Annotated in this window: 33 protein-coding genes and 1 tRNA gene; 16 read left to right on the forward strand and 18 right to left on the reverse strand. The window is 64.1% G+C overall.

Features of this window, described 5'->3' with window-relative positions; genetic code table 11:
- The first annotated feature begins 68 nt into the window (after nt 1-68).
- From ABIB73_RS31720 to ABIB73_RS31730, 3 genes are all read left to right on the forward strand, one after another.
- Nucleotides 69-947: a hypothetical protein gene (locus ABIB73_RS31720; protein WP_354230559.1), complete on the forward strand. Its 879-nt coding sequence runs from the start codon at nt 69-71 to the stop codon at nt 945-947.
- Between the two features lie 217 nt (nt 948-1,164).
- On the forward strand, nt 1,165-1,617 hold the full coding sequence (locus tag ABIB73_RS31725; RefSeq protein ID WP_354230561.1) for a VOC family protein: 453 nt from the start codon (nt 1,165-1,167) through the stop codon (nt 1,615-1,617).
- Between the two features lie 303 nt (nt 1,618-1,920).
- Nucleotides 1,921-2,559 (forward strand): glutathione S-transferase family protein, encoded by a 639-nt coding sequence (locus ABIB73_RS31730; RefSeq protein WP_354230563.1) that lies wholly within the window; start codon nt 1,921-1,923, stop codon nt 2,557-2,559.
- Between the two features lie 125 nt (nt 2,560-2,684).
- Here the strand turns inward: ABIB73_RS31730 and ABIB73_RS31735 are convergent, their stop codons facing one another.
- Nucleotides 2,685-2,930 carry a hypothetical protein gene (locus ABIB73_RS31735; protein ID WP_354230565.1) on the reverse strand — a complete coding sequence of 82 codons (246 nt, stop codon included), beginning with the start codon at nt 2,928-2,930 and terminating at the stop codon, nt 2,685-2,687.
- 46 nt (nt 2,931-2,976) lie between these two features.
- Complete coding sequence (locus tag ABIB73_RS31740) at nt 2,977-3,231, reverse strand: PilZ domain-containing protein (RefSeq protein WP_354230567.1); 255 nt, start codon at nt 3,229-3,231, stop codon at nt 2,977-2,979.
- Between the two features lie 225 nt (nt 3,232-3,456).
- On the opposite strand from ABIB73_RS31740, the gene ABIB73_RS31745 reads away from it, so the two are divergent.
- Nucleotides 3,457-3,531: transfer RNA gene (locus tag ABIB73_RS31745), tRNA-Glu, on the forward strand.
- A 49-nt stretch (nt 3,532-3,580) separates the two neighbouring features.
- On the opposite strand, the gene ABIB73_RS31750 is transcribed toward ABIB73_RS31745, so the two are convergent.
- The gene (locus tag ABIB73_RS31750; RefSeq protein ID WP_354230569.1) at nt 3,581-4,594 is read right to left on the reverse strand and encodes an acyltransferase family protein; all 1,014 of its coding nucleotides are present in this window, start codon (nt 4,592-4,594) and stop codon (nt 3,581-3,583) included.
- A 318-nt stretch (nt 4,595-4,912) separates the two neighbouring features.
- Here ABIB73_RS31750 and ABIB73_RS31755 point away from each other — a divergent pair, with 318 nt between their 5' ends.
- From ABIB73_RS31755 to ABIB73_RS31780, 6 genes are all read left to right on the forward strand, one after another.
- The gene (locus ABIB73_RS31755; protein ID WP_354230571.1) at nt 4,913-5,539 is read left to right on the forward strand and encodes a PilZ domain-containing protein; all 627 of its coding nucleotides are present in this window, start codon (nt 4,913-4,915) and stop codon (nt 5,537-5,539) included.
- 153 nt (nt 5,540-5,692) lie between these two features.
- Nucleotides 5,693-5,935 carry a hypothetical protein gene (locus ABIB73_RS31760; protein ID WP_354230573.1) on the forward strand — a complete coding sequence of 81 codons (243 nt, stop codon included), beginning with the start codon at nt 5,693-5,695 and terminating at the stop codon, nt 5,933-5,935.
- A gap of 122 nt (nt 5,936-6,057) precedes the next feature.
- Complete coding sequence (locus tag ABIB73_RS31765) at nt 6,058-6,213, forward strand: hypothetical protein (RefSeq protein WP_354230575.1); 156 nt, start codon at nt 6,058-6,060, stop codon at nt 6,211-6,213.
- A gap of 418 nt (nt 6,214-6,631) precedes the next feature.
- Nucleotides 6,632-7,672, forward strand: coding sequence for a PrsW family glutamic-type intramembrane protease (locus ABIB73_RS31770; RefSeq protein WP_354230577.1), 1,041 nt, complete (start codon nt 6,632-6,634; stop codon nt 7,670-7,672).
- 73 nt (nt 7,673-7,745) lie between these two features.
- Nucleotides 7,746-8,324, forward strand: coding sequence for an HdeD family acid-resistance protein (locus ABIB73_RS31775; RefSeq protein WP_354230579.1), 579 nt, complete (start codon nt 7,746-7,748; stop codon nt 8,322-8,324).
- Between the two features lie 232 nt (nt 8,325-8,556).
- Nucleotides 8,557-9,642 carry a 3-deoxy-7-phosphoheptulonate synthase gene (locus ABIB73_RS31780; protein WP_354230581.1) on the forward strand — a complete coding sequence of 362 codons (1,086 nt, stop codon included), beginning with the start codon at nt 8,557-8,559 and terminating at the stop codon, nt 9,640-9,642.
- 54 nt (nt 9,643-9,696) lie between these two features.
- Here the strand turns inward: ABIB73_RS31780 and ABIB73_RS31785 are convergent, their stop codons facing one another.
- Genes ABIB73_RS31785 through epmA form a run of 3 tightly spaced genes read right to left on the reverse strand, consistent with a single transcriptional unit; the run spans nt 9,697 to nt 12,148 of the window.
- The gene (locus ABIB73_RS31785; protein WP_354230583.1) at nt 9,697-9,948 is read right to left on the reverse strand and encodes a hypothetical protein; all 252 of its coding nucleotides are present in this window, start codon (nt 9,946-9,948) and stop codon (nt 9,697-9,699) included.
- Between the two features lie 44 nt (nt 9,949-9,992).
- A complete protein-coding gene (locus ABIB73_RS31790; protein ID WP_354230585.1) occupies nt 9,993-11,087 on the reverse strand; it encodes a lysine-2,3-aminomutase-like protein in 1,095 nt (364 codons plus the stop codon).
- Entirely contained in the window at nt 11,084-12,148 is a 1,065-nt protein-coding gene (gene epmA / locus ABIB73_RS31795; protein WP_354230587.1) for an EF-P lysine aminoacylase EpmA, read from the reverse strand. The genes ABIB73_RS31790 and epmA overlap by 4 nt, the downstream gene beginning before the upstream one ends.
- A 162-nt stretch (nt 12,149-12,310) precedes the next feature.
- Here epmA and efp point away from each other — a divergent pair, with 162 nt between their 5' ends.
- From efp to ABIB73_RS31810, 3 genes are all read left to right on the forward strand, one after another.
- On the forward strand, nt 12,311-12,877 hold the full coding sequence (gene efp, locus ABIB73_RS31800) for an elongation factor P (RefSeq protein ID WP_354230588.1): 567 nt from the start codon (nt 12,311-12,313) through the stop codon (nt 12,875-12,877).
- A 24-nt stretch (nt 12,878-12,901) separates the two neighbouring features.
- Nucleotides 12,902-14,521 (forward strand): M23 family peptidase, encoded by a 1,620-nt coding sequence (locus ABIB73_RS31805; protein WP_354230590.1) that lies wholly within the window; start codon nt 12,902-12,904, stop codon nt 14,519-14,521.
- A 155-nt stretch (nt 14,522-14,676) separates the two neighbouring features.
- Complete coding sequence (locus tag ABIB73_RS31810) at nt 14,677-15,585, forward strand: amino acid ABC transporter substrate-binding protein (RefSeq protein WP_354230592.1); 909 nt, start codon at nt 14,677-14,679, stop codon at nt 15,583-15,585.
- 26 nt (nt 15,586-15,611) lie between these two features.
- Here the strand turns inward: ABIB73_RS31810 and ABIB73_RS31815 are convergent, their stop codons facing one another.
- Entirely contained in the window at nt 15,612-16,115 is a 504-nt protein-coding gene (locus ABIB73_RS31815) for a cupin domain-containing protein (protein ID WP_354230594.1), read from the reverse strand.
- Between the two features lie 21 nt (nt 16,116-16,136).
- Nucleotides 16,137-16,616 (reverse strand): carboxymuconolactone decarboxylase family protein, encoded by a 480-nt coding sequence (locus ABIB73_RS31820; protein WP_354230595.1) that lies wholly within the window; start codon nt 16,614-16,616, stop codon nt 16,137-16,139.
- Nucleotides 16,617-16,670: 54 nt separating this feature from the next.
- On the opposite strand from ABIB73_RS31820, the gene ABIB73_RS31825 reads away from it, so the two are divergent.
- On the forward strand, nt 16,671-17,201 hold the full coding sequence (locus tag ABIB73_RS31825) for a MarR family winged helix-turn-helix transcriptional regulator (RefSeq protein ID WP_354230597.1): 531 nt from the start codon (nt 16,671-16,673) through the stop codon (nt 17,199-17,201).
- A 29-nt stretch (nt 17,202-17,230) separates the two neighbouring features.
- Here the strand turns inward: ABIB73_RS31825 and ABIB73_RS31830 are convergent, their stop codons facing one another.
- From ABIB73_RS31830 to ABIB73_RS31840, 3 genes are all read right to left on the reverse strand, one after another.
- The gene (locus tag ABIB73_RS31830; RefSeq protein WP_354230599.1) at nt 17,231-17,419 is read right to left on the reverse strand and encodes a hypothetical protein; all 189 of its coding nucleotides are present in this window, start codon (nt 17,417-17,419) and stop codon (nt 17,231-17,233) included.
- An 85-nt stretch (nt 17,420-17,504) separates the two neighbouring features.
- Nucleotides 17,505-17,756, reverse strand: coding sequence for a hypothetical protein (locus tag ABIB73_RS31835; protein ID WP_354230601.1), 252 nt, complete (start codon nt 17,754-17,756; stop codon nt 17,505-17,507).
- A 64-nt stretch (nt 17,757-17,820) separates the two neighbouring features.
- Nucleotides 17,821-18,075, reverse strand: a complete 255-nt coding sequence (locus ABIB73_RS31840) for a hypothetical protein (RefSeq protein ID WP_354230602.1) — start codon at nt 18,073-18,075, stop codon at nt 17,821-17,823.
- A 136-nt stretch (nt 18,076-18,211) separates the two neighbouring features.
- Between ABIB73_RS31840 and ABIB73_RS31845 the strand changes: the two genes are divergently transcribed.
- Entirely contained in the window at nt 18,212-19,441 is a 1,230-nt protein-coding gene (locus ABIB73_RS31845; protein ID WP_354230604.1) for a lytic murein transglycosylase, read from the forward strand.
- Nucleotides 19,442-19,587: 146 nt separating this feature from the next.
- Here ABIB73_RS31845 and ABIB73_RS31850 read toward each other — a convergent pair whose 3' ends face one another.
- The 3 genes from ABIB73_RS31850 to recJ form a co-directional block, all read right to left on the reverse strand.
- On the reverse strand, nt 19,588-20,385 hold the full coding sequence (locus ABIB73_RS31850) for an aldolase (RefSeq protein WP_354230606.1): 798 nt from the start codon (nt 20,383-20,385) through the stop codon (nt 19,588-19,590).
- A gap of 108 nt (nt 20,386-20,493) precedes the next feature.
- Nucleotides 20,494-21,303 (reverse strand): SDR family NAD(P)-dependent oxidoreductase, encoded by an 810-nt coding sequence (locus ABIB73_RS31855; protein WP_354230607.1) that lies wholly within the window; start codon nt 21,301-21,303, stop codon nt 20,494-20,496.
- A 116-nt stretch (nt 21,304-21,419) separates the two neighbouring features.
- Nucleotides 21,420-23,261, reverse strand: coding sequence for a single-stranded-DNA-specific exonuclease RecJ (gene recJ, locus ABIB73_RS31860; RefSeq protein WP_354230609.1), 1,842 nt, complete (start codon nt 23,259-23,261; stop codon nt 21,420-21,422).
- A gap of 282 nt (nt 23,262-23,543) precedes the next feature.
- Here recJ and ABIB73_RS31865 point away from each other — a divergent pair, with 282 nt between their 5' ends.
- Complete coding sequence (locus ABIB73_RS31865) at nt 23,544-24,620, forward strand: methyl-accepting chemotaxis protein (RefSeq protein WP_354230611.1); 1,077 nt, start codon at nt 23,544-23,546, stop codon at nt 24,618-24,620.
- Between the two features lie 131 nt (nt 24,621-24,751).
- Here ABIB73_RS31865 and ABIB73_RS31870 read toward each other — a convergent pair whose 3' ends face one another.
- The 4 genes from ABIB73_RS31870 to ABIB73_RS31880 all read right to left on the reverse strand — a co-directional run bounded on the left by ABIB73_RS31870 (nt 24,752) and on the right by ABIB73_RS31880 (nt 26,761).
- Nucleotides 24,752-25,510 carry a sulfite exporter TauE/SafE family protein gene (locus ABIB73_RS31870; protein ID WP_354230613.1) on the reverse strand — a complete coding sequence of 253 codons (759 nt, stop codon included), beginning with the start codon at nt 25,508-25,510 and terminating at the stop codon, nt 24,752-24,754.
- Between the two features lie 151 nt (nt 25,511-25,661).
- Nucleotides 25,662-25,892, reverse strand: a complete 231-nt coding sequence (locus ABIB73_RS37660) for a hypothetical protein (protein ID WP_502918472.1) — start codon at nt 25,890-25,892, stop codon at nt 25,662-25,664.
- A gap of 52 nt (nt 25,893-25,944) precedes the next feature.
- Complete coding sequence (locus ABIB73_RS31875) at nt 25,945-26,418, reverse strand: hypothetical protein (protein WP_354230614.1); 474 nt, start codon at nt 26,416-26,418, stop codon at nt 25,945-25,947.
- A gap of 16 nt (nt 26,419-26,434) precedes the next feature.
- Nucleotides 26,435-26,761 carry a hypothetical protein gene (locus ABIB73_RS31880; RefSeq protein ID WP_354230616.1) on the reverse strand — a complete coding sequence of 109 codons (327 nt, stop codon included), beginning with the start codon at nt 26,759-26,761 and terminating at the stop codon, nt 26,435-26,437.
- Nucleotides 26,762-26,829 lie beyond the last annotated feature (68 nt).

Consider the following 26,829-nt stretch of genomic DNA (forward strand, 5'->3'; position numbering starts at 1 on the left):
ACAACAAGGCACGATAACCCGTCGTGGCAACCGCCCTGTCACCGAGATTATCGTGTCTCACTTGAGGGGTGCAGTCCAGCACTGTCACCGTAATTCCGGAAAACCTGTCAGACGACGAACGCAGGTGGTCCTCCCTCCTCGACTGGTACGGCTTCACAAACACCGATGACTTCGATCTCGTCCTCCTGGACGCAGTCAAGAATGGCTTCATCGATACGGAGCGACTGGAGGAGCAAGCGAAGGTGCTCGATGCGAAGCACAAGGCTAAGCATTCGGGCCAGGAATTGAATGACGCTTGGGCACTCTTTCATGACTCCTTTGATGAGAACGAGCAGGCGGTGCTGGAAGGCCTTGTGACCGCCTACACGGACAACATTGAGATTGTCACTCCAAGCAACCTGGAGTCGCTGGTTGGTCTCCTGAAAGCGCTCGGCCGGGATGATGTAGCCAAAGAGGCTATTGAATTCTTCATGCGGGAACGTGCTGGCGAGGAACGCGCGTTCTTCGATCTCGAAAACCATCCGTTCGGCGAGCGGTACAAAGACCGGGACTTACGAAAAGCGTTCAAGGATAAGCTGGCTACATTCCAGACTGAGGTGGCCCCCGTCGAAATTCTCGAGCGGATCGATAAGAACAATAGCTGGTCGCAGAAAGACATCAGTGCACTCCGCGCCCTCTCTGTGGTCGACTATAAGGCTATGTTCAAGATGGAACGGGCCGAACGACTGCGTTCGGTTGTCAGGGCAGCGCTGGCTTTCGAGCGAATTGTAAACCGGGGGACGCAATTCGACCCGATCATCAACAACGCTCGAAAAGCCCTCGAAGAGATCGCAGCGGAATCGAAGCTCAACGCGCGCCGGGTGATCAAGCTCATCGGACCACCACCTCCCGCCATCCCGGAGGGCGCCGAACTTGTCGCAGAGGTCGAATATGAGGGGGAGGAGTGAACGCTAGACGAGCGACACGAAGGAGACGGTACCAATCAGCCTAGGCAGACCCAACTCATCACAGGCCGCTCGTCTGCCATTGTCTGACAGAGCCCTTATTCCCCCTCACGCGCATGTGCACCCGCCCCCTGCCCCTCACAGCATTTTCCTGCTATCTCCTACCCCCGCCGTCTCGGCCCAAAGCAAAACCCTCCAAACGTTCAAGGGAGCAACAACCATGCGATACCTCCACACAATGCTGCGCGTGCGCAATCTCGATGTTGCGCTGAAGTTTTATCAGGATGCGCTGGGGCTCAAGGAAGTGCGGCGGATCGAGAACGACAAGGGGCGTTTTACGCTGGTGTTCCTGTGCTCGTCCGACGACCTCGAGGCGCTGAAGAAGCAGCCGCAAACGCGCGGCGCGCCGCTGGTCGAGCTCACCTACAATTGGGACGAGGAGAAATACGGCGAGGACCGCTTCTTCGGCCATCTCGCCTATGAGGTCGACGACATCTACGCCACCTGCGCGCAGCTGATGAAGGCGGGCGTCACCATCAACCGGCCGCCGCGCGACGGCAACATGGCCTTCGTCCGCTCGCCCGATCTGCACTCGATCGAGCTGCTCCAGAAGGGCGAGCCGAAGCCGCCGCAGGAGCCGTGGTCGTCGATGCCCAACACCGGCCACTGGTAACGCGCACGCCGCAGGAACAAGCCCTCGTCCTCAGCGTTTCTTCAATGGAGCGATCGGAGGAGGACGCAATGGGACGCGGAATATTGTTGTGGCTGCTGGGCGTGCCTATCCCGGTGATCATTCTGCTGTGGCTGTTCTTCGGTCACTGATCGCCGGGTCTATTTTGCAATCAGGTCTATCTTGCAATGAAGGCTCCGCCGATGGCGGAGCTTTTTGCATGAGGGCCTCGCCGCAATCGCGGTCGTCGGCTGGGCAAAATTCCGCTATCACCCGCGCTAATCGAAAACGCCGCGGGAGAAAACCATGCCGGACACACAGCTGACGATCTGGGGCCGCGCCAACTCGGTCAACGTGCAGAAGGTGCTGTGGTGCCTTACCGAGCTTGGCCTGCCCTATGAGCGCGTCGACGCCGGCATGAGTTACGGCAAGACCCGCGAGCCCGACTATCTCGCGATGAACCCCAATGCGCGGATCCCCACGCTGGTCGAAGGCGACTTCGTGCTGTGGGAGTCCAACTCCATCATGCGCTATCTCTGCCTCGCGCACGGGCGCGGCACGCCGATCTATCCGGAGGCAGTGAGGCTGCGCGCCGGCGTCGACCGCTGGCTCGACTGGACGCTGTCGATGGTGCAGCCGGTCGACCGCCCGGTGTTCTGGGGCATCGTGCGCACGCCGCCGGCCGAGCGCGACATGATCAAGATCCAGCAGGATGCCGATGCGGCCGCCGAGGTCTGGGCGATCGCCGATCGCCTCTTGTCCGCGCGCCGCTTCATGGAGGGCGACCAGTTCACGCTCGCCGACATCGCGATCGGCGCCTATGCGCGGCGCTGGCTCGGCGTCGAGGGCATCACGCGGCCGGCGCAGCCGAACCTGACGCGCTGGCTCGCCGAGCTCGGCCGCCGTCCAGGATTTGCCCAGCACGTCGCCCCGCCGATGTCGTGAGCCGCTGGCGCGGCCTAAGTTGCGCCGGGACCGTGATGATTAGCCATTCTGCCGCGCGCGTCCGGCGTCACGCCCGCTCTTGACGGCTACTGTGCATGGGGTTGTTTTCGACATTTTTTGTCGGACTAGCGCCGGACCGCGGCATCGACGTTGATCGAGCCGCCGATCTTGACGCAGGTCCCCGTCGCCTCGACCATATAGAAGCCGCGGCCATAGGAGGCACAGGCATTCGCCTTCGCCGCTCCCGAAGTGCCCTTCAGCGGCAGAGTCTTGCCGGCCTGCGGCTTCTCGGCGGGAGGCAAGCGCAAGCTCTCGGCATTTGCCGCCGATGTCGCGGCGAGAGAGACGAGAATGAGGACGGTGGCGCGCATTCACGCCTTGTAGCCCGGAGCCGCGCCAGGCGCCATCCGGGGCGCGTCAGAGGAACTTGATGCCGGCCGATTTGCCGCGGCGCCAGACCACCTGGCAGCTCCGCCCGGTCCGCGCATCGCGCGCGAATGCCAGCCGGATCACGCCGGGGAGCTGGCTCGCATCCTCGTCCGTCGTGATCTTCGCGCCCGAGCTCGAGATGTCCTGGACCAGGCAATGCCGTGCCGCGAACCCGCCGTCGAGCGTGATCCAGGCATGCCGCGACAGCAGTTTGCGGGCTGCGCGCTTCTTGGGCGGTGGCATTGGCTTAAAAATCTCCCGCTCCAGCGCTATCTCAGGGAACCCTAAGAAACGGTTGAAATCACCTTCCGAATGATGCCGGGGGCGGCTGTCCACCGCGGGCAAAAGACCGTTCCGGACGGCTTGCCCACCGGCCCAAAGGCCACTATACGTTCGCCCGCCGCGGCCGCCCGGCACGACTCGGGTGGCGGGCGGCCGTGCCGCGAAAAGCGGCGGAGCCTTGCGTTTGCTCCCTTCGTCTATCGGTTAGGACGCCACCCTTTCACGGTGGAGAGAGCGGTTCGATTCCGCTAGGGAGCGCCATCAAAATCAATCAATTCTTGCCGGAGGCGGCCTTGCACGCCCGGCTTCTTCAGGTCGTCGTGACAGCCCCACGTCGCGGGTCGCGCCATTTCTTACCCATGGCGATGAACGGCTTTTCGATGAACCGCCAGGACATCCACGCCATCGGGGTGGTCAACAGCACGCCGAGAACAGTGCTCAACAGGATCGACAGCATAGGCCAGCCGGCGATGCTGCTGATGCGGACCGCAATGCTCAAGCCGATCATGTGGAGAAGATAGAAGCTGAAGGATATCCGGCCGTAGAAGCCGATCACCGGCTGATCCAGAAAACGAAAACCGCGCTGCGGCGCTCCAAACGCGATCAGCGCGATGAGCAGGCCAGATGAACACGCTTCGAGAAAGATGATCGGAGCGGTTTGCTTTTGCAGACCGCAGTAGAAAAACAGGATGCAGGCCACGATAGCCGCCGCCATTTGCCGACCGCCGATGGCTTCCACGAGGCCGCGCCCCGAGAAGTGAAGCGCCACGCCAAGCACAAAGGCATGGAGTGGCGCAAGGTTCGCGTAGCCTCCAAGCAGGTGCGCATATGGACCGACAAACGAAAGTCCGAACAGAATAGCGATCAACGGGATCAGCGAGCGCGGGCCAAATCGCCGGCCGGCCAGAAAGCTCAGAATGATGACCGGAGTGGCGAAACACTCCACCGTCATCGACCACATCGGCCCGTTGATGTCATGTTTGATCATCAGCGCGTTCAATATGACGTTGAGGGGCGAAAAGTCCGGCTCGAAGCCGTGATAAAAGCCGAACGCCTCATGGAGCGCGGTCAACAGCAACACGGTCGCAATCGCTGCTGGAAACAGCCTGAAAATCCGGTGGCGCAGGAATTCGATGATGTCGTCGTTCCTGGCCAGCGACCGCGCCAGCACGAAGCCGCTCAACACGAAGAAGAGCACCACCGGCGCCATGCCCGTGACGTATGTGTCCGTGAATTGCCCGGACGCGTGATAGCCGACGACAGAGACCGCAGCGAGGCCACGCAATGACTCAAGTCTTGGGAGGAATACGAGTTTCTGAACCACGGGCGTCCCGATTTCCAGAGGTTGGATAGAGGCTTTGGGCCAGCATGTAAATTGCGCCCCTCGCAAAGCAAAACCTGGCCGGGACGGCGCCCCCGCCTTGGATGCACCGCACGACGTAGCGCGCGCCGGACCGACGCGCCGTCGCTCGCAATGACGCGACGAGATCGCGTGCATTTCACGAAGGCACCTACCTCGGATTATTATCGACTCTCGCGTTTACCGGAAATTTACCCCTGCTCATGAGTGCCGGTATCTTTTGCTTAGAATTTGATCGCTACCGTGGAAGTACGGAAACAATCCCAAACACGATTGGCGCTCATGTCGGTCTCAGAGTTCCTCAGGCAGCGCGCAGTCGATGTCAATGTGAGCGGCAGCTACTCGCTGCATCGCTGGTACGATTGCGAGGGCCAGCTCCGCACCTTCGCCTGCCGCACCAAGCGCGTCTCGCCGTTCCGCATGATCGTGGACGTGCCGGTCGTCGGCAAGGTCGGCGAGCGCGTAACCTCCTACTTCCAGGACTTCGGGGAGTTCGAGTGTACGATCAGCGCGACGCTGAAATCCGGCTTTCTGATGGAACTCGACATGACCCGGGCGCGACGTGCCTGGATGTCGGAAAAGCTGACCTGGCTCGAGAAAAAGCAGAAGGACGCCAGCGTCGAAGAGCTGCGGGGTGACGCGCGCTTCGTGCCGCAGGCCTCGCACACGTTCCTGACTCTCGCCGACGGCGGCACACATTCCTGCTTCATCATTGATGTCTCCACGGCCGGGGTCGCGGTATCCTGCGAATACGACCCGCCGGTCGGAACGCCGCTCGCGGTCGGCGCCTGTGTCGGACGCGTCATCCGCAAATTTGCCAACGGCTTTGCGGTGAAGTTCGCCGAGAAACAGCAGCGCGACGACCTCGTCCGCCTGATCGTGCGCTCGATCATGCCGCAACCGGCCTGAAAGCCTCCCGCGCAATTTTAACTGGGCGGCGGCCGCCATCAGGCTGCCTTGCCTCCGCATCCGCGCCCTATCGCGGCCCCATTGCGGGATCAACTTTTAAAGGTCTGTGCCTCGTGCCGGACGTCATTTGCGGACTTGCAATCGGGGGACCGAATGGCAGTCGACAAGATCACCTGGGACAGGGTCGGCTGGGTCACCGAGCCCGGACGCTACATATACACCTTCGGCTGGCTCACCATCACCGCCGGCGATCTCGCGATCTGGCAGCAATATCCGCAGGCGGCGTTCACGTTGCTCGGACTGCACGCCGTGCCGAACGAGGCCGCAGGCGAGGAGTTCCATCTCGGAGCCTTCGACGTTGCGCCCGACGCCCGTCCACCTTTCACCACGCACTGAACGAGGGATCCTCCGGTCCGACGATTCAGGCCGCCACGATGGGCGTTTCGCGTAAGGATCGACCGTGCGAAGCGCAGAACAGCGTGGAAACGCGTGGCACGCCGGTTGCTTGATCAACGGGCATGCCCGATCTCGCTGCCGTCGACCAAACCTTCCTGTTGCTGGTGATCGCCTTCTGCCTGGGCTCATGCCTGGTCCGCGCCTTCTGGGAGCTGGAGCAGGCCCGCTCACGCTGGCGCGCCCCATCACGCCGCCGGCAGACAACGAAGTTTGACTAAGCCGGTCAGTTCGGTCGCGCGTTGTCGAGGCGTCGGCCACGTTGCCGCCTCTGGACTTGCGGCTGGGACCCGTGCATCGTGAATCGAAGAAACCTTCATACTCCTTTGATCTAATTCATCAATCGCGACCCAAGATGGGCACGCGGTCGCTGCCATCGATATCGAACAGGTCCAGTCATGCGATTGATTGCGCTTATACTTTTGGTCTTTGCCACGGCACCGAAGCGGGCCCTCACCTCGAAGTCGCAAGCGGACTCCGAGAAATACCCGGACGCGCCGAGTGCCGAGGATGCGCTGGTCACGGCGCGGATGAACGGAATCTGTCGCGGTTGTTAAGCGAGGCGACAGCAAGCGCATGACACATCGTCGCATTGGTCAGAGTAGATAAGCCGGCCCAGGGAACCTATTTTCGACGCCGATGTATCTGATTGAAGCGTTACCCACTGTCATTGGAACGGCCGCCATCGCTCCGGCGCTGCTGATGCTGTGGCTTGTCATTGCCGCCGAGGAACGCCCGGGTCCGCCGGCCCAGGTCTGGACCGCATTCCTGCTCGGCGCGGCCAGCATTTCGCTTCTGGGCCTCGCTCGCGCCCCCTTTGCCAAGATGGTCGCGGCCCCCGACAATCCCTGGGCGGCGCTCGCCATGCATTCGATCTTCGGGGTCGCTCTGCCCGAGGAAGCCGTGAAGGTGATCGCCATCGTGCTGGTCTCCTCGACCAAGCGGCGGACCTTCGCCAATCCGATGGACACCGTGGTCTATGGCGCCGCCGTCGGCCTCGGCTTCGCGGCGTACGAGAACCTCGCCTATTTGGTACAGCATGCCGAGATGTGGCGGTCGCTCGCGGCCCTGCGCAGCGTGCTCACCGTGCCGTTCCACGGCGCGCTCGGCATCATCGCCGGCGCCTATCTGACGATCGCGCGCGCCGGCACGGCGCTGGGCGCGAACCGTCATCATCGCGACTGGGCCCGTCTCTCCAGCCGCCTGCTGATGCTGATGGGCCCGCTGGCCCTGCATTCGGCCTTCGACTTTCCGCTGCTCACGCTGCAGCAAATGCCGGATCTCGATCCGACTCTTCGGATGTGGCTGGGCACGGCGAGCCTTTTGATCGGCTTCAGCTCGATCGCCTTCGCCATGCGCCTGGTGCGCCGCGTCGCCCGCCACCACGCGCCCCGGACCGAGATTGCGCGGGAGCGGCTCAGCCGGTTGCGCCGGATGTGGGCGCTGCTGCTTGCTGGCGGTGGCGTCGGCTTCCTCGGTCTCGCCTTCGTACTGACCTCGATCCACCATTGGCTCATCAACCCCGAGCGTAACCTGACGCTGGCGCTGATCCCGATCGGCTTCACTTCCATCCTTCTCGGCATCGCACTGCTGATGGTCACAACTGCGATCTACATTCTCGGCCGCAACCGTATCCGCACCAGCGGGGAAGGATTTTCGTCAGCGCACGGCGGCGGTTGAGCCGCGGGATGGCCAGCGCGCTGCGCGCATACTAGATTGAGCCGCATCCGCTTCCCACGACGCAGAGGCCATCATGACATCGCCCAAGGATTTTTCACGGTTGCAATCCGCCATGAGCCAGGCAGTGAAAGCGCACTGGAAGGCGTTTCTGTTCGAAGGCATCCTGCTCGCCGTTCTCGGCATTGCCGCACTGATCCTGCCGCCGCTCGCGAGCCTCGCGATCGCGATCTTCCTCGGCTGGATGTTTTTGATCAGCGGCATCGGCGGGCTGATCGTGACCTACTGGGCGCGCAGCACGCCGGGCTTCTGGTGGTCGCTGATCTCGGCCGCGCTCGCCGTGCTCGCTGGCATGTTGCTACTGGCGCGGCCCATGCAGGCCGTGCTGACGTTGACCATCGTGCTTGGCGCCTATTTCCTCGCCGAGGGCGTCGCCACCATCATGTATGCGCTGGAGCACCGCCGCGAGCTGAGCGGCCGCTGGTCGTGGCTGCTGATCTCGGGCCTCGTCGACATCGCGATCTCGTTCATGGTGATCACGGGACTGCCGAGCACGGCGGAATGGGCCATCGGGGTCCTCGTCGGCATCAACCTCTTGTTCGGCGGCGCCACCCTGATCGGGATGGCGCTGGCGGCGCGCAACAGCAACACCTGAGGCGCCTCGGCGCGTCCCGCGCCGATTTGGGGGTGACAACCCCCAACCGCTGCGCTATAGAGCCGCCATGATCACCCTCGTCACCAGCTATCTTTGGTACTTTAGCTACGACAGCTCGCTGGCGGCAGGAGGATCGCGCTCAATCTGAATATTGAAGCAAACGTCCGAACAGCCGCCAGACCTGGCGGCTTTTTTATTGGCCGGCAGGTTCTCAAAATGACAGGAGCCCGCCGTGCTGAGCACGACCGACGATCTTCGTATCCGCGAACTGAAAGAGCTGAGCACGCCGGAAGAGGTGATGCGGGAGGTCCCGCGCACGCTCACCGCCACCCGCGTGGTGATGGCGTCGCGCAACGCCATCCACGCCATCCTGAACGGCCAGGACGACCGCCTGCTGGTCGTGGTCGGGCCCTGCTCAGTGCACGATCCCAAGGCCGCACTCGACTACGCAGAGCGCCTCGCGAGCCTCCGCGAGGATCTCGCCGACCAGCTCGAGATCGTGATGCGGGTCTATTTCGAGAAACCGCGGACGACCGTCGGCTGGAAGGGCCTGATCAACGATCCCGACCTCGACGGCAGCTTCGACATCAACAAGGGCTTGCGCCTTGCGCGCAACGTGCTGTCGGCCATCAACAATCTCGGCCTTCCGGCCGGCGCCGAATTCCTCGACATGACGACGCCCCAATATATCGCCGACCTCGTGTCCTGGGCCGCGATCGGCGCGCGCACGACCGAGAGCCAGATCCATCGTGAGCTGGCCTCGGGGCTGTCCTGCCCGGTCGGCTTCAAGAACGGCACCGACGGCAATGTGCGGATCGCGGCGGACGCCGTGAAGTCGGCCTCGCATCCGCACCATTTCATGGCGGTGACCAAGCGTGGCCGCTCGGCGATCGCCTCGACCGCTGGCAATGAGGACTGCCACATCATCCTGCGCGGCGGCAGCAAGCCGAACTACGACGCGGCAAGCGTCGCGGCGGCCTGCAACGAACTGGCGAAATCCGGCGTCGCGCCGCTTGTAATGGTGGATGCGAGCCACGCCAATTCGAGCAAGAAGCCGGAAAACCAGCCGCTGGTCACGGCCGACATCGCCGGCCAGATCTCCGGCGGCGAGAACCGCATCATGGGCGTAATGATCGAGAGCAATCTCGTCGCCGGCCGCCAGGACGTGGTGCCCGGCAAACCGCTCACCTACGGCCAGAGCATCACCGACGGATGCATCGACTGGGCGACCACGGCAACCGTGCTCGAGCAGCTTGCGGACGCGGTCGAGATCCGGCGCAACACCCAACGCGCAGGGCTGAGCGAGCGTTCCGCGTAGCACCAGGCAAACGCGGGCGGGGCGATGCTGTTCGCGCCCTGCCCGCAATTGCGATCAGCAGCCGCGGCAGATGCTCTTGATCTTCTTGTCGAGCGCCGCGTCTTCCTTGTTTACGGGATTGTTCGGGTCGCTCAGATTCTTCTCGTTCGGCACGTCGCCCGCACGCGGCTGGCGATGTCCGACCGGCGCCGGCGGCAATGAGCCGGACGAGGCTCCGCCGGATGTCGATCCCTTGGTACCGGTCTGCGCGACCGCCGCGCCGCCGAACAAAACCACGAGCGACACGGCCACGACGAGCTTCTTCATTTCCTTCCTCCGTTCCTCAAACCGGCGTCTCCCTCCGTCACCACTCAAATTTGTGGCGGATAGAGGTGAACGTCACCGCAATAGTCCAAGATACGATAGCGCGTTTCCGATTCCGCTTCACGCTCATCGGCTGCGGTATTTTGCACCGCCAACACATAATTCGGACCCACCGGCGATTTGCCGGCGCCGCCGGGAATATCGATGACATAGTCAGGCTGACACAGTCCTGACACCCGTCCGCGCAACTGTCGCATCAAGTCCTGCCCTTCCGCGATCGTGGTGCGCAGATGCGCAGTGCCCGGCGCGAGATCGCCGTGATGCAGATAGTAGGGCTTGATCCGGCATTCGACGAAAGCTCGCATCAAATCCGACAAAGCGGCGATGCTGTCATTGACGCCGCGCAAAAGCACGGACTGGCTGACCAGGGGAATCCCGGCATCGACGAGCCGCGCGCAGGCGGCGCGTGCCGGGCCTGTCAGCTCGCGCGCATGGTTGGCATGCAGCGCGACCCAGGTGGTGGCGCCCTCGACCTTCAGCGCCGCGACCATCTCGTCGCCGATGCGCGCAGGCTCGGCCACCGGCACGCGGGTGTGAAGGCGGATGATCTTGACGTGATCGATCCCGGCGAGATCGGCCATGATCTCGCTCATCCGCCGCGGCGACAGCATCAGGGGATCGCCGCCGGTCAGGATCACCTCCCAGATCTCGCTATGCACGCTGATGTAATCGATTGCGGCGCGATAGGCGCTATCCGAGAGCGCATTCTCCTTGCCCGGGCCGACCATCTCGCGACGGAAGCAGAAGCGGCAATAGACCGCGCAGACGTGAACGAGCTTGAACAGCACACGGTCGGGATAGCGGTGCACGATGCCGGGCACCGGCGAATGCGGGTGATCGCCGATCGGATCGGCGTTCTCGCCCGGCTGCACCTCCAGCTCGGCCGCGGTTGGAACGAACTGACGGGCAATGGGATCATTGGGATCGGATTTGTCGATCAATTCGACCAGCGCCGGCGTGATCGCGACCGCATAGCGCGCGGCGACGCGCTCGAGTGCGGGTAGCGCCGCTGCGGGCGCAAGGTGCTCGGCTACGAGCTCGGCCGGCTCGCGCAGCGTACGTGCAAGGTTGGTCTTCGTCATGTCTCACTTAACGTTTCATCTGCAGGCGGCGTCCACACCACCTGATCAACTTTTGATGCGCCGCTCGCCAGCATCACCAGCCGGTCGAAACCGAGCGCGACGCCGCTCGCCTCCGGCATCGCTGCGACCGCGGCCAGGAAATCCTCGTCCAGCGGATAGGCTTCGCCATAGCGGCGCTGCTTCTCCGCCATCGACTCCACGAAGCGGCGGCGCTGCTCCTCGGCGTCGGTCAATTCGCCAAAGCCGTTGGCAAGCTCAACGCCGCAAGCATAGACCTCGAAGCGCTCGGCCACCCGCGGATCGTCGGCCTTTGCGCGCGCCAATGCCGCCTCTGGAGATGGGTATTCGAACAGAATGGTCAAACGGCCCTGCCCCAGATGCGGCTCGACATGCTCGACCAGAACCTTGCTGAAGATGTCCGACCAGGTGTCGTCCTCGGCCACGCGGACCTTGCCGGCGGCTGCGACAGCAAGCGCGGCGCGGTCGCCCTCGCCGCCCGAAATGGTCGCAACCAGGTCGACCCCGGCGAACCGTTCGAAGGCGCCGGCGACCGTCAGCAATTCCGGCTCGGCGAAGGGATCCGCGCTCCGGCCGCGAAACGAGAACGTCCCGATTCCGGTGGCCTGCGCCGCCCGGGCGATGACGACGACACAATCTGCCATGATCGCGTCATAGGGCGCGGCGGCCCGGTACCATTCCAGCATGGTGAATTCCGGCAGATGCAGGTCGCCGCGCTCGCGGTCGCGGAACACCCGGGCGAACTCGAAGATTCGCGGCTCGCCGGCTGCCAGCAGCTTCTTGCAGGCGAATTCCGGGGAAGTTCGGAGGTAACGGCTGGCTCGGCTGCCGTCGGGACGCATGATCAGGGTACGCGGGGCATGGAGATGGGTTTCGTTGCCCGGGGAGACCTGGAGAACGGAGGTTTCGACCTCGACGAAGCCCTGATCGACGAAAAAGCCCCGTAGCGCCCCGGTGATCGCCCCCCTCGCCTGGAGGAACGGCCGCCGGTCGAGGTGCCGCGAGGGGGACCAGAACGGTGACATCGGCTTGTCCCCAGCCATCAGCCGGCCGCCCCGCAGGCCAGCAAAATGCTGGCATTCAACGGCAAAATCAGTATGTTGCGGCCCGAAACGGGCGCCGAGGTCTGATTTGAGGCCCCAGGTCCCCCATCAATTTGACCACGTCCTGGCCGGTGCCGGGCCAAGCAAGCAGGAAATACAGCTTTGAGAGTCATCGCCAGTTCTATTCGCAAGGGCAACGTGATCGAGCAAGACGGCAAGCTATATGTCGTCGTGACCGCCGAGAACATCCATCCCGGCAAGGGCACCCCGGTCAGCCAGATCGAAATGCGCCGAATCTCGGACGGGGTAAAGATCTCCGAGCGCTACAAGACCACCGACCAGGTCGAGAAGGCCACGATCGAAGAGCGCAACTACACCTTCCTCTATGAAGATGCCGACGGCTACCACTTCATGAACCCGGAGACCTACGACCAGGTCCAGGTGTCCAAGGACGTCATCGGCGATTCAGCGGCGTATCTTCAGGAGAGCATGACGGTCAAGCTGTCCATGCACGACGCAAACCCGGTGTCGATCGCGCTGCCGCAGCGCGTGACGCTGGAAGTGGTCGAGACCGAGCCCGTGACCAAGGGCCAGACCGCCTCGTCCTCCTACAAGCCCGCGGTGCTCTCCAACGGCTTGCGCACCACCGTGCCGCCGCACATCGCAGTCGGGACCCGTATCGTGGTGATGACCGAAGACGGCTCCTACTCCGAGCGCGCCAAGGACTAAGAAAGAGACTGAGGGATCGGACAAGTGCCGCCGGGGGGCGAGACAGTGGGTAGGAAGAGTTTCCGCTTCATCTCGCAAGCCCTGGCGTCGCTTTCGCTCCTCGTCGCAACTCCGCTCGCCGCTGACGAATTCCGCAGCCCTTCACTCACGGCCCTGCGCGCCGATTGGCGCGTAGCGCTCGACCAGCTCCGCACCGAGATCAACAGCCGCCCCCAGATTGCGGGCGATTTCATCTTCGCGCCGCGCCGTTCGGTGCCGCGCTACGATCCGCGCGCGATGCCGGCGCTGGTGCAACTCAACGCGGTCTCCTCGCCATTCTTCACCGGCATTGCGCGCAGCTCTATCCCCGTGCTGCTGCCCTTCGACGCCGCCGCCTATCTGGAAGCCCAGCGCATCGGCACACCGAACCTGTCGCTGTCGCGCTACCAGGCTGATTTCAATTCCGTCGACGTGTTCGATGCCGGCCCCTCCGGCTACAGCGCGAGCTTCTCATTTGAACCCGGCGCCGGCGACGGCATGCCGGCTCGCGTCTTCGCAAAGCCGGTCGAGGTGCAGATCACGGGCTCGGCGCTCGTCTACGACATCGCCGATCCCACCGGCGGCAAGGGCGAGCAGGTCAAGCCGCTCGCAGCAATTTATCCAGACCTGCGCAGGTTCATTCGGGAAGGCTATGTGCGCTACGCCTTCTCCCGCTTCGGGGTCGCCTATGTCGTCTCCATCCAGTGTCTCGACAGCGTCGCAAAGCCGCGGCGGCTGGCCTGCAAGGAAGCCTATCCGGTCGCCGAGCGCTTTCTGAAGGCGCTGCACATCGCCGGCGGCCAGCGCATGCGGCCGCTGATGGATATCGCCTCCGACGTCATCGATCGTCCCGCGGAGCGTTCGACGGATTTCAGCTACCGGCCGAGCGGCGACATCATCCCGAACACCGGCTACCGCAAGCAAGGCGGCCATCCCGACGTGATGACCTATGCGCAGATCCGCTTTCCGCTCGAGAAGACGCCCGCCTTCGTGCGCTCGCAGTCCTACGGCAAGCGCGACAAGAACGACGGCCCGACGGCCTATCCCTGGCGCGACAATTTCTGCGAGTCTCGCAGCTTTGAAGTCTGGCAATGCGGCGGCGGCTACGGGCACCAGGGCGAGGACATCCGGGCTGCCGGCTGCCCGCCGCAAAGCGACGGCCGCGAACCCTGCGACCCCAAGCAGCGCGGCGTTGTTGCCGTGCGCGATGCCATGGTGATCCGTGACGCCAAGGACCAGGCCGTAACGCTCGAGGTCAACAGCCGCACTGAGCACATCCGCTTCCGCTACATGCACATGAACCCGCAGGCGATGAACGCCGACGGCCTGCTCAACGGCCGCATCGTGGCCGAAGGCGAGAAGATCGGCGTGGTCTCGAACTATCTCGACCATCCCGCCGGCACATCCATGCACCTGCATTTCGACGTCCAGGTGTTCACCCGCGACGGCTGGATCTGGGTCAGCCCCTACGTCACCCTGGTCTCGGCCTATGAGCGCCTGATCCGCGCCCGCGGCCGCGAGACCGGCCCGGAGATCGCAGGCACCGCGCAGCCCGTCGCACACGCCCTGTCCGAGGATGTGGTCAAGCCCGACCAGCGCGAGGGGTCAAGCGGCGAAGAGAACTGACGCTGCTCGCGCCACGCCGCGCAGTGGCCTCGATGACAGGCCGTTCTGCGCACGCGGCCCGACGAGGCCAGCTTCCAGACCAACCGCACGACCAGACCTTCTCTGGCCCCAGAATTGCTTGGCTCCCGGCAGGCAAACAGGACGAAGGGAAGCACATGCGTTGTCTCACCACGGCGGCCGTTCTGGCCGCAGCGCTCGCCGTGCCGGTTCATGCGCAGGAATTGAGCGGCACCTTGAAGAAGATCAAGGAGACCGGCGCGATCACGCTCGGGATCCGCGACAGTGCCGTACCCTTCAGCTACATCGACGACAAGCAGAAGATCGTCGGCTATGCAGTCGACATCTGCATGAAGATCGTCGACGAGATCAAGGCAGAGCTCAAGCTGGAGAAGCTCGAGGTCAATGAGAACATCGTCACCTCGTCCAACCGCATTCCGCTGATGGCGAACGGCACTGTCGATCTCGAATGCGGCTCGACGACCAACAATGCCGATCGCCAGAAGCAGGTGTGGTTCACCAATACGCATTTCCTCACGGCAAGCCGCTTCGTGTCCAAGAAGGCGCTGAAGCTCGACCAGGTCGATGACCTCAAGGGCAAGGCCGTCGTCTCTGTCTCGGGCACAACCAACATCACCCAGCTCAACAAGGCCAACGCTGCGCGCTCGCTCGGCATCACCGTGATGAATGCCAAGGACGTCCCCGAGGCATTCCTGATGGTCGAGACCGACCGCGCCGAGGCGTTCGTCATGGATGATATCCAGCTTGCGGCCATGATCGCCGCCTCGAAGGATCCGTCGCTCTACGCCATCAGCTCGGGCGCCTTTTCGGATCCGGAGCCCTACGGCATCATGCTGCGCAAGGACGACGCACCGTTCAAGGCGGTGGTCGATCGGACGACCGCAAAACTCTACAAGAGCCCGGAGATCGAGAAGATCTACAACAAATGGTTCATGGAGCCGGTGCCGCCGCGCGGCCTGAACTTCCACGTCCCGATGCCGGCCTCGCTGAAGAAGTCGTTTGCGAACCCGTCCGACAACCCGGATCCAGCCTCCTACGGAGGCTGACGAACGATAGCCTCCGGGCTGTGGGGTTACTCCAGATACGTCGTGAGCTGTGCGCCCTCGTCCGCAACGAACACGGCGATCAATTCAGCGGGCTCGGTGGTGCTCGCATTGGCCGAGACCAGATGCGTCGCCCCCGGCGGCTCGAAGAAGGACTGGCCGACCGTAAACGTTTCGACCGGTCCGCCGCCGAGCTGGGAGCGGATCTCGCCCTTGGTGATGTAGGCGGTCACCGAGCCCGCGTGGCGATGCGGCCTTGAAAACCCGCCGGGACCGTAGAACACGCGCACGATGGTGACGCGCTTGCCCGGGACGTTCGGCAGCGCGTAGGAGCCGATCGGCTCGACCTTGTCGAGCGGCGAGCTCTCGGCGGCGGTGGCACAGAGCGGCGCCAGCGCACCGGAGACAGTATCCATCGTCACTGGCAGCATCTTGCCAATCGCCAGCGCGCACGCGAGCCCACCAACGACGGCCAGCGCCATCGCGCGCGATGGCAACTGCCGCGGCATAGCGGCCAAACTTATTGCAATCATGTTGACCTCCCGTCGTTGCAATCAGGATGCCGCAGCATTCGCTGCGACCGGCCGCTTCGCCGGCGTCCAGCGATAGGCTGCACCAAAACGGTTCCAGACGTTGATCGAAGCGACCGCCGAGGTCAGGTACATCAGCTCCGTCTCGGAGAATTCGCGGGTCACTTCTGCATAGACCTCGTCGCTGATGCCCTCGGGCAGGAAGGTCAGCGCTTCGGCCCAGGCCAGCGCCGCGCGCTCCCGCGCCGAGAAGATCGGCGCCTCGCGCCAGACCGCGACCAGATTGAGCTTGTCCACGGGCACGCCGATGCGCTCCGAGAAAAGGATGTGATGCTGCACGCAAAAAGCGCAGCCGTTGATCTGAGAGGCGCGCAGCTTGACCAGTTCGAGGAGCTGCTTGTCGAGGCCGGCCTTGGCCGCAACCTGACCCAGCGCCAGCACCAGATCATACGCATCGGGCGCGATCCGCTTGAAATCTTCGTATTCACTGCGGGCGTGTGACATCGCCGTTCACCTCGTGTTATTGTAAGGGTGCTTATATATTATAAGGGCTCTTATATGGCACGCAAGTCGGCTGACATCACAAGATCGCAACCCGGACGGAATACGCCCAGGCCCAGCGCTGATGGCGTGGTGCGGGTGCCCGCCCCCGGCGAGGGCAAGCGTGGCGAACAAGGCTATCTCGGCTACCTCCTGCGCCAGGCCCACGCCGCAGTCCGGCTGAAGATGGAGCGAACGCTCGCCGATCTCGGCGTGACGTCGCCGCAATTCGCAGTGCTGACCATGCTGAACGCCTATCCGGGCCTCTCCGGCGCTGACGTTGCCCGCCTCACCTTCCTGACGCCGCAGACCGTCGGGGTGATCATCCGCAATCTCGAACGCGACGGTGCGATCGAGATGACGCCGCATCCCGTCCACGGCCGGATCCAGCAATGGACGCTGACACCGCGCGGCGCGATGCTGCTCAAAGCGTGCAGGGAGCGCGTCATCGCGCTGGAGAAGCGTCTTGCCGCAGGGTTGGATGCCAAGTCGGAAACAACGATCCGGCGCTGGCTCGCCGGAATCGCGGCCGATTTGCAGGAAGACTAGGCAAAGCGCGTGCCCGCGACGGATCAGGCCTAGTCGCCTCCTCCATCGCCTCCGCCGCCGCCACCCCCATCTCCGTCCGAGAAGTCGCCGAAGCCGAAGTCGCCGTCCCCCTGAATGCCGCGACCGAAATTCTCCGCAATGATCATCATGATCACGACGAACAGCCCCGCACCGAAGGGCCAGGGATTGGCCCGAACGATATCGAACAGCTCCCGCATGCGTGCATTCTGTGCAGACAGGAGCAAACCGAAGGTAAAGCGGCAGGTCTGAAATTTACGATTTGTCGTTCCGAGCGAGGGCGGCCTACCCGCCCTTCAACACATTCTTAACCTCGCCGTCAGGCCAGGTCTTACCCGCTGCGATCACCCGCACACGGCTCTGGTCCGCGGCATTCACCAGCACATGCGAACTCACCCGGTCACTCGTCTGCTCCAGGCGCAAATCCGTTTCAGGCTTCCAGCTCAGCGTCGCCGCGAGGTCGCCCGGAAAAATCTGCCACCGCGATCCGTCGTCCAGTTCGACGACGTGGCTTTCAGCATGCGCGTTTATCTTCATTCCACCCCGAATACGAAGTCTCGCAGGGATACGGGCCCCGGCGATCGGCCGGGGCCTTGCTCCGTCAGTCGTTGTCGTGATGAATCACGGTCTTGCTGCGATTGCCGTATTGATCTTCCTTCTTGATCACCGTGGTGCGGTCGGCGGGCGCGCGCTCCTTGATGACGGTGGTCCGGTCGCGATCGCGGTCGCGGTACTCGTGTGACTCGCCGACGGTTACGCCGGTGCCGACCGGGCCGACATGAACGCCGACTTCATCAGCGAACGCAGGGGCCGCGATGGCCGCGACTATCGCGGCGGCAAACAGATATTTCTTCATTTTCTCATCCTCCAGCGTGTGCGGAGGGAATGCAGCAGTGCGACACTTTGTTCCGTGGAACGGGCCGCGAATGCGACTGTTCCTCGCGCTCCAGGAACCGACTCACAGGAGCCATGTTTCCCGCTAGAATGCGTCCATGAAGCACGCTGATTCCTCGGCCGATCTCACCCGCCGCGCCCTGCTCCAAGCTACGCTGAGCGCAGCCACCCTGCTCGCGTCGCCCACCGGCGCCCTTGCCGCGCCTCCGGGTTTCGATGAATGGCGCGAGGGTTTTCGCGCCCGCGCGATGGCGAAAGGCATTTCGGCTGCGACCTGGCAGCGCGCAATGGCACGGGTCGAGCCGGACATGAGCGTGTTCAAGCAAATGCGCAACCAGCCGGAATTCCACGAGCAGGTCTGGCAATACATCAACCGCCGCGTCTCCGACTGGCGCATCATCAACGGCAAGATCGCGCTGAAGAGCAACGAGGCGCTGCTCGCGCGCATCGAGCGCGATTTCGGCGTCGAGCGCGGCACGCTGCTGGCGCTGTGGGGTGTGGAATCAGCTTACGGCGATCCGCTGGTGCAGCAGAACCACATGACGCCGGTGTTTCCCTCGCTTGCCGCGCTCGCCTGGAATGAGCCGCGCCGCAAAGCCTATTGGGAGACCGAGCTCATCAACGCGCTGCGCATCGTCGACAAGGGCTGGAGCACGCCGGAAGAGATGCAGGGATCCTGGGCCGGCGCGATGGGACATTCGCAATGGATGCCGGAAGTCTGGCTCAATGTCGGCATCGACTATGACGGCGACGGCAAAGTGTCGCCATTCGGCAAGCCGGATGATGCGCTAGGCTCGACCGCCAAATATCTTGTCAATCGCGGCAAGTGGCGTCGCGGCGAGCATTGGGGCTATGAGGTCCGTGCGGCCGGCGACATCGGCGGCAGCCGCACCTATGCGGCGTGGCAAACAGCCGGCGTCACCCGCGCCGACGGCCAGCCGTTTCCGCAACCGAATGGATCCGCGCAAATGTGGACGCCGGTCGCGGGCGGACCGACCTTCCTGCTGGGACCGAATTTCTATTCGGTGAAGAGCTACAATCCCTCGATGAACTATGCGCTCGCGATCTGCCATCTCGGCGACCGCTGCCTGGGTGCGCCGCCCTTCATCCAGCCCTTCCCCGGCTCCGAACGCGTGCTGACGCTCGCCGAAGTGCAGGAAATGCAGACGCGCCTGACAAAAGCCGGCTTCGACACCGGCGGCACCGACGGCCGCGTCGGCAACGACACGATGAAGGCGATCAAGGATTTCCAGCAGCGGGCAGGGATCATACCGGCCGATGGTTATGGCGGGCTGAAGGTGCTGGCGAAGCTGCGGCAGGGCGGATAATGGCTTCTGTCATTCCGGGACGCGCCACTTGGCGCGAGCCCGGAATCCATTTTTCCGCCTCGCTTGCTGCACGATGGATTCCCCGATGTGCAATTGCACACCTGAGGTTCGCGCTTCGCGCGCCCCGGAATGACACCTCTGAGAATTCAGTGCCGGTACTGCGGCTCCTCCGCATCGAGCTGGCGGCGGATCGCGGCGAGATGCAGCCGCGCGGATTCGGAATCGCCTTCGCGCATCTGCTTGTAGGTGGCCGCCGCGATCTCGGGATCGACGGGCAGCACCTTTCGTCCGGTCGACATTGCCAGCACCTGCACTTCGGCGGCGCGCTCGAGGTAATAGAGATCGTCCCAGGCCTCCGCGATGGTCGGGGCCAGCACCATCACGCCGTGATGCTTCATGAAGACGATGTCGGCATCGCCGACAGTCGATGCAATGCGCGCGCCCTCGCGGTTGTCGAGCGCAAGGCCGTTATAGTCGCGATCGATCGCCGTGCGGCCATAAAACTTCAGCGCGGTCTGACCGGCCCAGATCAGGGGATCTCCCTCGGTCATCGACAGCGCCGTGGCGTAGGGCATGTGGGTGTGGAAGGCGACCTTCGCGCGTGGCAGCCGCTTGTGCATCTCGGCGTGGATGTAGAAAGCGGTCGCTTCGGGCTCGCCCTCGCCATCGAGCACATGGCCGTGGAAATCGCAGATCAGGAGCTTTGACGCGGTCAGCTCGCGAAAGGCGTAGCCGTAGGGATTGACGAGGAAGAGATCGTCATGGCCCGGCACCACGGCCGAGAAGTGGTTGCAGATACCCTCCTCAAAGCCGTTGCGCGCCGCCATCCGAAAGCAGGCGGCAAGATCCTCGCGCGCGGTGCGGATCGCGTCGGTGGCGAGGTCCGGGCGGTTCGAGCGGACGGGCCCAGACGAGGATGAGGAAGCGTGAAGGCCGTGCGCCATGGCGAAGGAAACCTTTTTCGGTCGGAAACTGCCTGCGTTGTACAGGGGCGACGCTTGCGCGTCAGCCCCTCCGGCCGCCACCCTGCCCTTCGCGCAATGCGCGGCGGCCTATTGCCGCCGCGGCACGCCGCCGGCGTTCATGCCGCCGTCGATGACGAGTTCGCTGCCGGTCACGTAGCGCGAGGCATCGGACGCCAGATACAGCACGCCGCTGGCGATCTCCGCAGCTTGGCCGGCACGGCCGAGCGGCGCGACGACCCTGGCGCGCTCCTCGGGGTCGATCGGCGCATTGCCCTGGTTGCCGGTCGCGCCGGTCGGGATCTTGCCCCAGATCGGCGTATCGATGATGCCGGGATGCACGGAGTTGACGCGGATGCCGTCGCCTGCGGCCGCACATTCCATCGCGATCGATTTTGCGAACAGGCGTACGCCACCCTTGGTCGCCGAATAGGCCGAGAGCCCGGGCGAACCGCGCAGGCCCGCGAGCGAGGACATCATGACGATCGAGCCGCCGCCAGTTTTACGCATCAGGGGCAGGCAATGTTTGACGGAGAGAAAGACGCCGTCGAGATTGATTGCGCTCTGCTTGCGCCAGTCGCCAAGCGTCATGTCGACGATCGAGGGCACGGCAATGCCGATGCCGGCGTTGGAGACGAGCACGTCGAGCCGACCATAGCGCTTCGCGATCTCGGCGGCGATTTCGATCCAGCGCTCCTCACTGGTGACGTCCTGCTCCAGGAAGATCGCCTTGCCGCCGGCCTTGGTGATGCGCTTGGCGAGCTCGGGGCCTCTCAGCTCGTCGATGTCGGTGGCGATAACGGTGGCGCCCTCGCGCACGAACAGCTCGACGATCGCTTCGCCAATACCCGAGGCGCCGCCCGTCACCAACGCGACCTTGCCCTCAACCTGCCCTGCCATGTTCACTCCCTTTCTTTTTTTGTTTGCGCGATCTATTTTTGCGCATGATCTCCGCGCAAACGCGTTCCGCGTTTGTCGCGAGGGAAAACCGCTTCGCACTTTTCCGGAATCATGCGCTATCTAATCATGGACGGTCCCTGATCGGGTAGCGCGACGTCGATGACCCGAAACTGCACCCGTTCGGCGCCCTGGTAGCGGTCGACCGACAACGATCCCGCGACATGCAGTTGCTGGCCGCGATTGGCCACCAATGCATTGCCGAGCTTCTGGCCGACCGACCGGAACGCGATTCCGTTGACGATGGAGCCGTCGCCCGACTTGAAGCGCAGCCTTAAGTGCGCCTGGCCGACCTCGTCGGCATAGACGAGCTGATGCGCCGGCAGCGCCAGCACGGCTTCCGGGTTGCCGCTGCCGAACGGACCAGCGCGGTTGAGCGTGGCCGCAAGCTCCGTCGTCACCGCGCGCGCGGAGACGGCGCCGTCGATATAGAGCTCATTGACATGTCGCGCCTCGGCGACGTCGCGCGCGAGCGCATTTTCGAGATAGGCCCGAAACTCGCCGAGCTTGTCCTTTCGCAGCGTCACGCCCGCGGCCATTGCGTGCCCGCCGCCCTTGAGCAAAATGCCGTCGGCCACCGCCTGCCGCACCGCCTTGCCGAGATCGACGCCGGCGATCGAGCGGCCCGAGCCGGTGCCAATACCGCCGGGCTCGAGCGCAATCGCAAAGGCGGGCCGCGAAAACTTCTCCTTCAGCCGGGAGGCGACGAGGCCGACCACGCCGGGGTGCCAGCCTTCGGACGCCGTGACGATGACACCGAGCTTGTCCTCGAACCCGATCGAGGCGAGCGCTTCGGCTTCGGCCTGCGCCTCCGCCGCCTGCTCGATGACGCGACGCTCGCTGTTGAGGCGGTCGAGCTCGGCGGCGATCCGCGCCGCCTCGACGCTGTCGCCTTCGAGCAGCAGCCGCACGCCGAGATCGGCACGGCCGATACGGCCGCCGGCATTGATGCGCGGCCCCAGCATGAAGCCGAGATGCCAGGCCTCCGGCGGCCCGTTGAGCCGCGCCACATCCATCAGCGCAGTATGTCCGACATGATCGCGCCGCCGCATCGCGATCAATCCCTTGGCGACGAAAGCGCGGTTGAGACCGATCAGCGGCGCAACATCCGCGACCGTGCCGAGCGCGACATGATGCAGCATGCCGAGCAGATCGGGCTCGGGCATTTCGCTGGTCCAGAAGCCGCGCTGGCGCAGCTCGCGATTGACCGCGACCAGCGTCACCAGCACGAGGCCGACAGCGGCGAGATGGCCGAGGCCGGAGAGATCGTCGAGGCGGTTCGGATTGACCAGCGCGTCGACCTCGGGGAGATCGAGGCCGCATTGGTGATGATCGATCACGACCACGGACATTCCGAGGCGTTTCGCCTCAGCCAGCGGCTCGATGCTTGTGGTGCCGCAATCGACGGTGACGAGCAACGTGGCGCCCTTTGCCGCCAGTGCGCGCACCGCTTCGACGTTAGGGCCGTAGCCTTCGAAGATGCGGTCGGGAATGTGGATCAGCGGATCGAGCCCGCAATGGCGCAGGTGCCAGGCGAGCAGCGCTGCCGAGGTCGCACCGTCGACGTCGTAGTCGCCGAAAATCGCGACCTTCTCGCCTTTCACAGCGGCATCCGCGATCCGCTTCGCCGCGGCTTCCATCTCCGTGACACTGTACGGGTCCGGCAGCAGCTTCCGGATGGTCGGATCGAGGAAGTCGGCGACGGCGTCGATGTCAACGCCGCGGCCGGCCAGCACCCGCGCCAACAGCTCCGGCAATTGGTGACGCTGCACGATGGCGAGCGCCTTGGCCGCGCCACGCGCGTCCAGCCGGTCGCGCCAGAGCTTGTCGGTGAGCGAGCGCGCCACACCCAGGAAGGCCTGGGGCGATTCGACGGGCAAGGCGGTGGCGGGCGGCGTCATGATTCGAGAAGGGCTTGAGGAACCCGGAGCCGGTCGTAAGCGATGCGTCCGGTCGTCCGGCGGATGATTGGCCGGGAAACCACGGACATTTGCAACGGCCACCCCACACAAAGCGGTGGATGGCCGCCTCATCGGCCGGAGTGACTACCATTTAGGCACTCCGCCGAACAGCAAATTAAGCAGGCGTTAGGCGGAATCCTCGAAAAAGACTCGTATTCGATCTGTGATTTGTTGTTCCGGGTTCGTTGCAGATCAGGCCTCATTGCCAAGGGAAGTTACCCGATGTCTGCTGCGCTGGGTCTGAAAGCCAAGCCGATCGCCACCGAACCCGCAGATGATGATTCCGACATCTCCGCGCTGATCAACCGCCTGACCGCGGAGGTCAACCAGATCGCCGTCGACAAGACCAAGTCGATCCAGCAGATCACCAACCAGATGAAGATGCTGGCGCTGAACGCGCTGATCGAAAGCTCGCGCGCCGGCGCGCAAGGCGCCGGCTTCGCCGTGGTGGCGCAGGAGGTGCGCGGCGTCGGCCAGCAGGTCGAGACCATCGCGCGCGAACTCGAAACCCAGCTGACGAAACGCACCGGCGACCTCGTCGCTTCGATCGAGCGCATGAGCCAGCGTTCGCGCGGCGAGCGCATGATGGACCTGTCCCTCAATGCCATCGAGCTGATCGACCGCAACCTTTATGAGCGCACCTGCGACGTGCGCTGGTGGGCGACCGATTCCGCCGTGGTCGACTGCGCGGCCGCGCCTACTGCGTCGGCTGTGACATATGCTTCGGAACGGCTCGGCGTCATCCTCGGCGCCTACACCGTCTATCTCGATCTCTGGCTCTGCGACCTCGACGGCAACGTCATCGCCAACGGCCGTGCCGACCGCTTTCGCGTCGTCGGCCAGAACGTCGCCCACACCAAATGGTTTCGCGAGGCCAAGGGCCTGCGCTCCGGCGATGACTATGTCGCCGGCGACGTCGAGAACCAGCCGCTGCTCGGCAATGCGCAGGTCGCGACCTACTGCGCCAGCGTGCGCGCCGGCGGCCAGGCCAATGGCGCGCCGATCGGCGTGCTCGCGATCCATTTCGACTGGGAGCCGCAGGCGCGCGCGATCGTGCAAGGCGTCCGCGTCGGCGACCACGACAAGGCCCGCGTGCTGCTGGTCGACTCGAACTTCCGCGTCATCGCGGCCTCCGACGGCCAGGGCATTTTGAGCGAGCGCATCGCGCTGTCGCTCAACGGGCAGCGCTCCGGCTTCTATCAGGACCGCTCGGGCACCCTGGTCGCCTTCCATGCCACGCCGGGCTACGAGACTTATCACGGCCTCGGCTGGTACGGCGTGATCGTCTGCGGGGCGTGAAGCGGAGACCGGTCAATGCAGCGCCTGCGACAGATCCGACAGATCCGTCGGTCCGACTAAAAAATCGCCAAACAACGCATGCCGGCGGTGAACATCGTCAATGGCTCTCGGGTAACATCTTCGGTCTCAATTCACCCGAGATAGCCGGACACTCCGTCCCACAGCAGCTTCAGCGCCGTCACGACCAGCAATCCGTAGCAGGCCCGGTAGATCTGCTGCTGGTCCAGCCTTCCATGCAGCCGCCAACCCAGCCAGACGCCGCTGGGAATGGCGAGCAGGCACACGGCCATCACGATCCAGACGTTGCCGGCCGGCCGCACCAGCAGCAACCACGGCACCGCCTTGGTCGCGTTGCCGACGGTGAAGAACAGGCTCGTGGTCCCGGCATAGACTTCCTTGCTGAGGCCGAGCGGCAGCAGATACATCGCCAGCGGCGGTCCGCCGGAATGCGCGACCATCGTCGTCACGCCCGAGGCGAGACCGGCAGCGACCGCCTTCGGCGTCGAGCGTGGACGAATGATCAGCTTCGGGTCGCTCACGAACCATAGGCCGACGAAGATCAAGGTGACGACCGCCATCACGATCGCGACGGCGCGATGGTCGAGCACGCGAAACAGGAGATAGCCGACCCCGATGCCGACCACGAGCCCGGGCAACAACAGCGCAAGGTCAGGCCTCGACCAGGTCGAGGGCTTCCAGTAGCGCAGCGCGAACAGGTCCATCGCGATGAACAATGGCGCGAGCAGCCCGCCAGCCGTCACCGGGTCCATCACGAACGACAACAGCGGAATGCCAACGATCGAGAAACCGCCGCCGAACGCGCCCTTCATGAAACAGATCAGGAACACGCCGGCAAAGGCGATGAGGAGCGTGGTGACCGTGAGATCCATGTGCTCGTCTCCAGGATCGGCGCAACTGCGCCTGATCCGGTTCGCCGCGTGCAATCGATTTGGCGCCGGGAAGTATTGCTCCGAGCTATGTACCGGTTCAATGGAAACATTGAGCTCAGTACAATTTTGACCCCATGCTGCTCCGCTGCCACTAAGTCAGCCGCAGAAGGATGATGAGCCCAATGCGAGCTGCACCGCGCGACATGCCAGCCGCTGCGGAGCGCCCCGCCCCTGGACGCCGTCCGTCCGAACCGCCCGCAAGCGTCAATCCGAGCACCTCGACGGCCGCGGTGGCTCCGGCTACGAGCTCGCTGCGCTCGGCACGGTCGGGCGCGACCCCGACCGGGACACGCTGCGCCAACCGCACCCATGTCGCGTCCATAATGACGAGGGCTGGCTCCTGGTATCCGGCGTATGTGCTTAGAAGCCAGGGGTTACGCGGCGACCCGGTCGGGTTGGTTCGAAACACGATTCCGGATTTCGATGGCCTCGACAGAGCTCTCGAATGCTTTCTCCAGGACGCTTCTGCCGATCGTGCCGAGCACGAGGCCGAGGATCCAACCCTTGAGATTCTTGCCCTCGCGCACGACGACCACGTCGATGTCGGTCGTGCCGTCGCTCCGCCGCCGGAACGTGTAGGTGTGGCCCGAGGCGCCTCCCCAGACATTGGAGTCGAACGTTGTCAGGACGACGTGGTTCGGATTGGACCAGTCGTAGTGAAGGCGCTCCCAGATGCCGCGCGAGCCTTCCGTCACATCGGCGCGCGTAAGGCCGAGATAATGCAGTTCGAGATACTCGTCGGCGCTGTTGCCGAAGAGCCTGGAGCGGGCCGGCCCGAAGTCGGTGAGCGCGGCAACGTACTGCTCGGGTGTCAGGGTGGTGGTTCGGTGGAGACGGATCGTGGACATCTGTGGCTCCCGGAATTCAGTTGGAGACCGCGTTCGCCTGGCGGACGTGCAGTGTGTCGCCGTCCCGGGCGATCTCGAGCACGCCTGCCTGGGTCGGCGTCGAGAGAACGACGCGCTGGCCGGGTGCAAGCACCGAGACGAAGCGGATCGGCGTTCCCGCCTCGCCCTGAGCAAGGGTCGAGACGACGCGGAATCCATCGGGCTCGACGGTGTAATAGGCGACACCAGACATGTCGCCGAGATTGATGCTCTGGCCCGCGATCGGCCTCAGGCCGTTGGCGTGAGCGGCTCCCAGTGAAGCTATGGTGAAGGCGGCTGCGAGAAGCGTGTTGCGGATCGACATAGGACCCTCCGTTGGCTTGGGCGGCGGGCAGGACGCCCGTCAGCTCCCTTGCCGCAGGACATGGGCAG

Source organism: Bradyrhizobium sp. F1.4.3, from assembly GCF_040548375.1.
Classification (GTDB): domain Bacteria; phylum Pseudomonadota; class Alphaproteobacteria; order Rhizobiales; family Xanthobacteraceae; genus Bradyrhizobium.